Origin of the sequence: Deinococcus planocerae, from assembly GCF_002869765.1 — a bacterium.
Classification (GTDB): Bacteria; Deinococcota; Deinococci; order Deinococcales; family Deinococcaceae; genus Deinococcus; species Deinococcus planocerae.
The window spans coordinates 1-8,431 of record NZ_PNOR01000067.1; the positions used below are offsets into that span (position 1 = coordinate 1).

At 67.3% G+C, this 8,431-nt stretch carries 8 protein-coding genes; 6 read left to right on the top strand and 2 right to left on the bottom strand.

The features are described from left to right. The coding region (locus A7B18_RS22170; RefSeq protein WP_180970280.1) for a hypothetical protein at nucleotides 1-184 on the top strand (184 nt) is incomplete at its 5' end. Between the two features lie 137 nt (nucleotides 185-321). Then, nucleotides 322-1,755: a serine hydrolase domain-containing protein gene (locus A7B18_RS20485; protein WP_180970281.1), complete on the top strand. Its 1,434-nt coding sequence runs from the start codon at nucleotides 322-324 to the stop codon at nucleotides 1,753-1,755. A 133-nt stretch (nucleotides 1,756-1,888) separates the two neighbouring features. Here A7B18_RS20485 and A7B18_RS20490 read toward each other — a convergent pair whose 3' ends face one another. Together A7B18_RS20490 and A7B18_RS20495 are read right to left on the bottom strand one after the other, a co-directional pair. Next, the gene (locus tag A7B18_RS20490; protein WP_102128524.1) at nucleotides 1,889-3,118 is read right to left on the bottom strand and encodes a DUF790 family protein; all 1,230 of its coding nucleotides are present in this window, start codon (nucleotides 3,116-3,118) and stop codon (nucleotides 1,889-1,891) included. Beyond that, nucleotides 3,105-4,502 carry a DEAD/DEAH box helicase family protein gene (locus A7B18_RS20495; RefSeq protein WP_102128525.1) on the bottom strand — a complete coding sequence of 466 codons (1,398 nt, stop codon included), beginning with the start codon at nucleotides 4,500-4,502 and terminating at the stop codon, nucleotides 3,105-3,107. The genes A7B18_RS20490 and A7B18_RS20495 overlap by 14 nt, the downstream gene beginning before the upstream one ends. A gap of 324 nt (nucleotides 4,503-4,826) precedes the next feature. Between A7B18_RS20495 and A7B18_RS20500 the strand changes: the two genes are divergently transcribed. The 4 genes from A7B18_RS20500 (at nucleotide 4,827) to A7B18_RS20515 (ending at nucleotide 8,100) form a co-directional block, all read left to right on the top strand. Beyond that, on the top strand, nucleotides 4,827-5,660 hold the full coding sequence (locus A7B18_RS20500; protein ID WP_102128526.1) for a helix-turn-helix transcriptional regulator: 834 nt from the start codon (nucleotides 4,827-4,829) through the stop codon (nucleotides 5,658-5,660). Nucleotides 5,661-5,684: 24 nt separating this feature from the next. Next, nucleotides 5,685-6,596, top strand: coding sequence for a DMT family transporter (locus A7B18_RS20505; RefSeq protein ID WP_102128527.1), 912 nt, complete (start codon nucleotides 5,685-5,687; stop codon nucleotides 6,594-6,596). Next, a complete protein-coding gene (locus A7B18_RS20510) occupies nucleotides 6,589-7,281 on the top strand; it encodes a phenylalanine--tRNA ligase beta subunit-related protein (protein WP_102128528.1) in 693 nt (230 codons plus the stop codon). The genes A7B18_RS20505 and A7B18_RS20510 overlap by 8 nt, the downstream gene beginning before the upstream one ends. Nucleotides 7,282-7,434: 153 nt before the next feature. Then, the gene (locus A7B18_RS20515; protein WP_245872995.1) at nucleotides 7,435-8,100 is read left to right on the top strand and encodes a tyrosine-type recombinase/integrase; all 666 of its coding nucleotides are present in this window, start codon (nucleotides 7,435-7,437) and stop codon (nucleotides 8,098-8,100) included. Nucleotides 8,101-8,431: the final 331 nt, after the last annotated feature.

The following is an 8,431-nucleotide window of genomic DNA, read 5'->3' on the forward strand; positions in this document are numbered from 1 at the left end:
GCCGCTGGTGTTCTTCGACATGACCGTGCATCTGGAGACGGGTCAGGCGCACCAGACCGCGCGGCAACTGTCGGAGACGTTCAAGGAGGCCCTACACGCCGGACAGCCCCAGCCCAGCCCGGAACACGCCCGCCCGTACGTGATGATGGTGGCCCTCCTTCCACTCCGGGATGGGCCCCAATAACGGCGGAACGTGGAGGCCTTCTCAACCCCAGGTTGACCGGGAAGCGCCCCGCCGCCCCATCATTCTCCCGATGCCGCTGGCTCAGCTTAGGGGGTGGTCGTGATCCTCCGGCAGCGCTCCGCCACTTACACTGGGCCGTGCCCACCCCAGCGCCCCTCCCCCGCTCCTCGCCCGAGGCGCAGGGCCTGTCCTCCCGCGCGGTCCTCTCGTGGCTGGACGCCCTCGCGGCGGACGATCTCGAACTGCACAGCTTCGTGCTGCTGCGGTCCGGCGCCGTGATCGCCGAGGGCTGGTGGGCCCCCTACCGCCCCGAACGGGTTCACCGCCTCCACTCCCTGAGCAAGAGTTTCGCCGCCACCGCCATCGGCTTCCTCGTTGCCGAGGAACGGGTCGGGGTGGACGACCCCGTGGTCTCCCTGTTCCCGGACGATCTGCCCGCTACGGTGGAAGGCCACCTGGCCGCCCTGCGGGTGCAAGACCTGCTCACCATGCGCACCGGGCACGCTGAGGACGTGACGGGCGCGTTGTTCGAGGCACCGGACAACGACTGGGGGCGGGCCTTTCTCGCGCAGCCCACCCAGTACCCCCCGGGCACGCACTTCGTGTACAACAGCGCGGCCACCTTCATGCTCTCGGCCCTGGTGCAGCGCCTGACGGGCGAGACCCTGCTGGACTTCCTGCGTCCCCGACTTCTGGAGCCGTTGGGTATTGGGGAGGCGCACTGGGTCTCGAATCCGCAGGGGATCAACGTCGGCGGCTGGGGGCTGCACCTCACCACCGAGGGCGTGGCGCGCTTCGGGCAGCTTTACTTGCAAGGAGGCCGCTGGGAGGGGAGGCAAGTGCTGCCCCAGTCCTGGGTAGAAGCCGCCACCCGGGCGCAGGTACCGCCCGGCGAGGACGAGGCGAGTGACTGGGCTCAAGGTTATGGCTACCAGTTCTGGCGCTGCCGCTTCGAGGCCTACCGTGCCGATGGGGCCGCCGGGCAGTTCTGCGTGGTGATGCCGCAGCAACGGGCCGTGCTGGCGATCACCGCGGAGGTGCCCAACATGCAGCGCGTGCTCGACCACGTGTGGGCGCACCTCCTGGCCGGGATGGGCGAGGGGCGACCTCTCCCCGATGATCCCATCGCCCAGGAAGCCCTGCGCACCCGTTGCGCCAGCCTGAACCTCGCCGTGCCCGAGGTGACGGACGAATGGGACGGAGCCTCACGCGACGAGACCTACATCTTCGAGGCCAACGAGGAGGGACTTCGCTGGGCGCGGCTCACGTCTAGCCCCACGTTCTGCCGCCTGACGCTGGCCGACGAGCGGGGCGAACACGCCATCGATTTCGGCCTGATGGACTGGCGCGCGGGCCGGACGACCCTGTGGCCGGGCGGAGAGGAGCCCGTCCTGGCGCGGGCCGGGTGGCAGAGGGGCGGCACCCTCGCCCTCACGATGCTGCTGATCGAGGGAGGCTTTCGCTGGGAGGTCGTCATTGACGGGCAGGTGGGCACCCTGGCCTTCCAACTCATGCCCGCCGCTTTCCCGGATGAACAAACCCTGCTGGCACGGCGAAGTGACGTGGGTTAGGACTCGTCCCCAGGGGTTGGGGCTGGCGCACACCCGGACGGCCCAATCACCTTGAGAGTCGGCTGAGCTTGCCCCACTTGTGAGGTCACTTCCACCTCGCTGGCAACTTCCTACGAACAAACCCCGACCAGGCTCACTCCAGCCACCGCTGGGCAAGCGCGAGCACCACCCGGGGGTCGAGCACGCCCTTGAACCACACCACCCGGTCCCCGAAGTCGTTGGGGTCCACCCCGGCCTTTTCCAGATTGAGGCGCTCCGACACACACAAGATCACGTCGGTGCGGCCAGACCGGCGCAGGAGGTCGAACTTCCGGCGCAGGTAGTGTGGTCTCCAGTACCCGACGATCTCCACCAGCACGCTGCGTCCCGACGGATGGACCAGCCGGAAATCCGGCAAGATCACCCCACCGGCGACGGGCACCAGGTCCACCTCGCGCTCCAGCACCCAGGGCGTGTCCAGCCCCTCGAACCGCGCGGCGAAACCCGATTCCAGCGCGCTGTCATAGGTCTGGGGCGCCGGGTAGTGACTCACGTACAGGTCCTCGCTCGTGACCTGGAAAGACCACTCGTCGTCCCCCGCGTCCACCCAGGCGAGATCACGCCGGGGACGGAGCGCGGCGGAGAGGTCCCATTTGGTCACGTGCAGGAGGGCAGGCAGAAATTTGGCGAGGGCCAAGCCGTAGCGCGTCGTCTGCCCGAACAGGCTCGCCGGGCCGTCCAGCGTCAGGGTGAAGCCGTGGTCGGCGTCGCCCTCGACGGTGATCATCAGCCCGAAAAATTTGGTGTACTTCAGCAACTGCTTGTACCGCGCCGGTTCGTTCCTCCGGGCCGTCACGACCACGCTGTACGCCCGGTAGAGCATCCCCTGGGCCTGGGCGAGGTCGTAGCGGTGGATCAGCGCCCCGGGCTCGGGCGCCTCGAACACCGTGAGGGTCTGCTCATCGGCAAGGTCAGCGTAGAGCGCGGCAGAGAGGTCCTCGGCAGTGAGCGGGGCCGTAACCGGGAACGACCGGGCCGCCTGCTCCAGGATGGCCTCGCGGTGCTGACGGCTGGGCGGGTGATCCTGCGCCAGCCCGAACACCCTGGCCCGAACCAAACTGGGCTCCACCGCGCTTCCCGCCTCGAAGGTGCACGAGCCGTTGGTCAGCAGGTGGGCGATCCCACGCACGACCTTGCGGTCGCTTCTCCCCTCCTCCAGGGCCCGCAGGTCCTCGTCGAGTTCGAGGCGCCGCTTGCCGACGTTCGCCGCGAAGGTGGCGATGACGGTCTCCGCGAGGCGCAGGTGGCCCGGAGTGGGCTTGAGCCGCTTGGGTTCGACCACAGAGCCTTTCAACCTGAACATCAGCAGCTCAGTCGGCAACATTGATGCCCTCCCACACCGGGACCTCGCCCCCCGCCGGCCACCCGCCACGCCGCCGCCGGCTCACCCCCTCCTCGGAGGTGTTCTCGGTGATGACCTCATACAAAACCGCCTGCTTCCCCTCGGTTTTCCTGAGGATGCGCCCCAGACGCTGGACATGCTCCCTCTCCGTCGCGGTGCCGGACAGGACGATGGCGATGGAGGCTTCGGGCACATCCACCCCTTCATTCAGGACCCGACTGGTCACCAGCACCCGGTACGACCCGTCGCGAAACTTTTCCAACACCCCGTGGCGTTCCTTCACACCGGTCTGGTGAGTGATGGCCGGGATCAGAAACTCCCGGCTGATGCGGTAGACCGAGGCATTGTCGTTCGTAAAGATCAGGGTCCGCTCCCGCGGGTGGTTCGCCAGCAGCTCCTCCAGCACCCTCAGCTTGCCCTCGGTGCCGTACGCGAGCCCCTTGGCCTCGCGGTGGGCGAGCATCGCGGCCCGGCCCTGGGGAGAGCCGCTGTGCATCACGAACTGCTGCCACCCCTGCGGACTGCCCAGCCGGATGCCCGCCCGGCGCAGGAATTCGTTGCGAAGCCGCAGCAACTCGTCGTAGCGCTGCTGTTCGAGGGGGCTCAGCCGGACCCGGATGACGACCTCCCGGTACTCGGCGAGCGTGTCCCCGGCCAGCTCCTCGGGGGAGCGGCGGTAGACCACCGGGCCGATCAATGTGTCGAGGTCCTGTTCCCGCCCGTCGCTGCGCCCCGGGGTGGCCGTCAGGCCCAAGCGGTAGGGAGCCAGACCCAGCTCGGCGATCACCCGGGTGAAGTCGGCGGGCAGGTGGTGGGCCTCGTCAAAGACCTGGAGGGCGTACAGCCCCGCGAGTTCTTCCGAGTAGATGGCGGCGGACTGGTAGGTGCTCACCAGGATGGGGGTGCGGTCCTGGCTGCCTCCACCCAGGACGCCGACGTTGGCGTCGGGGAAGGCAGCCAGCAACCCGGCGTACCACTGGTGCAGCAAGTCGATGGTCGGCACGCAGATCAGGGCGCTGCGGGGGGTGTCTTTCAGCGCGAGCTGGGCCAGCAGCGTCTTGCCGGACCCGGTGGGAAGCACGACCACGCCGCGGCGCCCCGCCTTTTTCCAGGCGGCGAGAGCCTCCCGCTGATGAGCATAGGGAGGCAACTCGCGCGCGTAGCCGAGGTCGAGCCGCATGAACCCGGCGGCCTCGTCACGGAAAGGCACCCCGGCAGCCTTCAGCCCCTCCACCACGGCCCGGTACGCGCGACCCAGCGCCCGGTAGGACTGGCTGCGGGGGTCCCACTGGAACAGGTCGGCGACGGCGGGCGGCACCTCGCGCATGACGAGGGTGCCCTGCTGGAGCTTCAGGACGGGGGCCACAGAGATCCAGGGTAGCGGGGGGCACCGGACGACTTGGCGGCAGGCATGACGTTCGGGTCCCCTGGGCCGTTCCCCGGGGCTCGGACAATCGGAAAGGGTGGCCGTGTCGCTCCCAGGGTTCTCCTCAACCGGTGGGCGTCGGAGGAGGCCCCACTTAGGGCACCCGCTCTCCAGGGTTCTGTGGGGCCGCACGGGGCGGGTGCAGGGTGAGTCCAGTCGGCACCGTCCTCGTGCGCGTTGTAAGCGCAACCGCCCGAAAACAGCCGTTTAGGTCGGGCTCTTTGGGTGGCATGATGGGCGCGTGCTTCCGCTGGTTCCCACGTGATGCCTCGTGTCCGGGTGCAGAGTTGGCGCGCTCCCGAACTCGGCGGCGTGGACTTCCTGCACGGGACCTTCACCACCCACGCCTTCGCCCGCCACACCCATGACACCTACAGCATCGGCCTGCTCGCGCAGGGAGCCATGACCTTCGAGTGCCGGGGAGCCACCCACACCTTGCGGCCCGGAGTGATCGGCCTGATTCACCCGGATGAGGTACACACCGGGCACGCAGAGACCCGGGACGGGTGGACGTACCGGAACTTCTACCCGGACGCTGGGCTGCTGCACGGCGCGTTCGTGCCCCTGGGGAGCCCGGCAGACCTACTGCCACGCCTGCCCGTCGTGATCGATGATCCCGTCGTCTTCCACGCGCTCGTGACCGCCCACCGGGCTTTCGAGGAGCACGGGTCGAGCCTCGCGCGCGAGTCCCTGATGCGCGAGGCCCTCACGGGCCTCGTCCTCCGGCACGCGTCAGGGCCAACCACATTACCCGCAGTGGGGCAAGAACTTTACGCGCTGCATCTCGTGCGCGCGGTCCTCGAAGATGACTTCGCGCGCAACGTCACCCTCGACGAACTCGCCCGTCGCACCGAACTCAACGAGTTCACGTTGCTGCGCGCCTTCCGCCGCGCTTACGGGCTACCCCCACACGCCTACCAAATTCAGGTGCGGCTGCGCCACGCCAAACGTTTTCTGCGTGGGGGCGAAACGGTTGCCCAGGCCGCATTCAGAGCGGGCTTCGCGGACCAGAGCCACTTCGGGCGGCATTTCCGCCGCACCTTCGGCGTGACCCCCGGGCAGTACCGTCTGGGCGTCAAGAACGTTCTAGCCCCGTAAGGTTCGGGGCCGTAGCGTGCCGTCATGTTGGTTACCCTCCCGAACGCGCGCCGTGGCGTCCTCGCCCGTGCCCAGCTCGCGCTCGCCATGCTGCTGGCGGGCAGCTCCGTCGTCCTCAGCAAGATCGTCGGCGCGAGCCTCCCGATCTACCTCGCCAATACGCTCATCCTGCTGCCCGCCGTAGGCGTACTGTGGCTCCTTACCTGGCGCCTCGAAGGTCCCGTGCGCGTGCCGCCGGGGGCCTGGCGTCCCCTGTTCCTGCAAGCACTGCTCGGCATCGTCGGCTTCCGGGTCTTCCTCTTCTACGGCGTGCCCCTGACCTCCGCCGCCTCGGCGGGCATCCTGACCAGTAGCGTGCCCGCCGTGACGGCCCTGCTCGCCTGGGCCGTACTGCGCGAACGGCTGACCGTTCGCGCCCTCCTGGGCGTCCTCCTGACCGCCCTCGGCATCCTCGTCCTGACCGTCCCCGGCGCCGGCGCAAGTGAGGGTACGAGACCCCTGCTCGGGGGCGCACTCGTCCTGGGGGCCGTGGTCGGGGAGGCGTCATGGAACGTCCTGAGCCGACTGTCTGGCGCTCGCCTGAAGCCCCTGACAGCCACGGCGCTCGTGACAAGCATCGCCCTCGGGCTGTTCCTCCCACTCGGCCTTCTGGAGGCGACCTCCTTCGACTTCACGCGCCTCACCCCGGGCGACGTGTTCGCCCTCGGATACTACGCTCTCGGGGCAACAGTCTTGGCGTACCTCCTGTGGTTCGCCGGAGTGCGCCATCTGACGGCAGGTACTGCCGCCGTGTACACCGGGTGGCTCCCGGTCAGCGCCGTGGTCCTCTCCGCCCTGCTGCTGCATGAACCGCTGACCCCGTGGCACGCACTCGGCCTCTCGTGCGTCCTATGCGCGACGTTCGTCTTCGCACGTCAAGGAGATTCTCATGAGTGACATCGCGGTCAGTGACACCTGGCACGACACCTTCCTGGGTGGGCACGTGGGCGTGCTCCTGATGGAGGGCATTGACAATACGGTGCCGAACGCTGCGCTTGACGCGCGCAAGCGGGCCCTGGAAGAGAAGTTGCGCGCCCAGTTCGCCCACCTCTCCCGTCAGAATCTGCTCGAACTTGATGTGCTCAGGGCGTACCGGGCGTATTACAAGCGGTTCGACCAGACGTATCACGTGCAACTGCAACTGGAGTCCGTCGTCTACAAGGGGAAGTCGCTGCCGGACGTCAGCCCGCTGGTGGACGCCAGCTTTGTGGCGGAACTGGACACGCTCGTGCTGACGGCGAGCCATGATGCCGACCGCCTCGTGTGGCCCCTGCGCATCGACGCCACGAGGGGCGGCGAGGTCTTCGAAGCCATGAACGGGAAGGTGCGGACGCTGCGGGCGAACGACATGATGATGGCGGACGCGCAGGGGCCAGTGTGCACAATTCTGTACGGGCAGGACCGGCGCACGCCCGTCACGGCAGCAACCACCCGGGCCTTATTCGTGTGCTATGCGCCTGCTGGGGTGGGAGAAGCGCGGGTTCGGAGTCAACTGCTCGCCATTGAGGACAACGTGCGGCTGTTTGCGCCACAGGCAGAGACTCGACGGCTTGACATTTCCGAAGCAGGCATTCGTGAGTGAATACCGGGCTTGTCATCCTGCCCCCGGGGTTCGCCCTTTGCTCATACCCCGAAGAAGTCAGAGCTACCCTGGGGAATGCCACGAGCAGAACCGCTGGAAGAAGGGACCGAACTTCGGGGTCAAATTGGAGAAGCGAACTCCTTACGGAAGGTTGTGCGGGAAACCGTCAAGCTGTGGCGCAGACACCACCTCACCTATGACCAGACCAAGCACGTGGTCGAGGATGTGCGGCAAGCCCTGGGGCTCACCGCTCCTAAGGAACGCAGGCGCACGGTGGCCCGCCTCGACCGCGAGGAGGTCGAGCGGCTGATCGAGGCGGCCTACCGCCGGACCAGCAGGTACGGGCTGATGGTCAAAACACTGTTCTACACGGGCGCCCGCGTGTCCGAATTCGTTAACATCCGCGTGACGGACCTACATCTCGCCCTGGACCCACCCCAGGTCTACATCGCCCACGCCAAGGGTGGGAGCGACGGATACGTGCCCATCCTGCCCACTCTGGCCCAGGAGTTGCGTACCCATCTCGGTGGGCGCCGCACGGGCTACCTGTTCGAGAGCAACCGGCATGATCAGTACACGGCACGGGCCATCCAGCTCATCGTGAAGGACACAGCCCGCCGGGCGGGGATCGACAAGACGGTGACACACCATCGACTCCGCGCCAGCGTGGCGACGATTCTGCTCGACGCCGGAATGCCGTTGGATCAGGTGCAGAAGTTTCTGCGGCACAAGCGCATCGCCACCACCCAGATTTACGCCCAGACCAGCGCGCGGGGCATGGGCGAGAGCTACGTCCGGGCGCTGGAGGGACGACACTAATAAAAAAGAGCGGCCCAGCCGCTCTTTTTCCCTTAGCGTAGTAGGATTCGTCAATCTTGTCGTAGCCCCAACCTGACTCTGAGGTAGCATCTAAACCCGTCCGATCCGGGGGCGGCGGGCATGTAAACCCATCCGGTTCTTCCCGGAATTACCGTCTCAGAGACATTTTCTCTACGGCCTTGATGATGATCACCTACTCTTTTACAGGACTTTGTCAGTCAGGGGCGGCGCTCAGCCGCCCCTGGCCGTGGTGACCGATCCTGGCAGGCGTGCCCGTCCCCCACAACTGGCAGCGGTCGTTTTCCGACTTCCTGTCTCCTTGTCTGAAAAT

Bases quoted from the DNA above. Each gene is read 5' to 3' on its own strand.
- A7B18_RS20490 (WP_102128524.1), bottom strand. From the start codon at position 3,118: ATGTTGCCGACTGAGCTGCTGATGTTCAGGTTGAAAGGCTCTGTGGTC.
- A7B18_RS20500 (WP_102128526.1), top strand. From the start codon at position 4,827: ATGCCTCGTGTCCGGGTGCAGAGTTGGCGCGCTCCCGAACTCGGCGGC.
- A7B18_RS20505 (WP_102128527.1), top strand. From the start codon at position 5,685: ATGTTGGTTACCCTCCCGAACGCGCGCCGTGGCGTCCTCGCCCGTGCC.
- A7B18_RS20510 (WP_102128528.1), top strand. From the start codon at position 6,589: ATGAGTGACATCGCGGTCAGTGACACCTGGCACGACACCTTCCTGGGT.